The organism is uncultured Kordia sp., assembly GCF_947489565.1.
Classification (GTDB): Bacteria; Bacteroidota; Bacteroidia; order Flavobacteriales; family Flavobacteriaceae; genus Kordia.
Genome location: NZ_CANLEA010000099.1, coordinates 1 through 209, shown reverse-complemented (window position 1 = coordinate 209; position 209 = coordinate 1). Strand labels below are relative to the sequence as shown.

Below are 209 nucleotides of genomic sequence, written 5' to 3'. Positions count from 1 at the left end.
ACAGCAACGATCCCAGCGGGACAAACGACAGTTGATGTAAGTATTCCAATTACAGATGATACTACCGGAGAACCAACGGAGGACTTCACGGTAAATGGAACTGTTACAAGTGGGAACACGAGCAATACCACAGATAGTGGAACAGTAACCATCACTGATAACGACACACCAGCAATGAGTGTAGGTGATGTAACGGTGGCAGAAGATGC

1 protein-coding gene is annotated in these 209 nt (G+C 46.4%); it reads left to right on the top strand.

Annotation, left to right across the window (positions count from 1 at the left end):
• The coding region (locus Q0845_RS27875; protein ID WP_298521261.1) for a hypothetical protein at window positions 1-209 on the top strand (209 nt) is incomplete at both ends.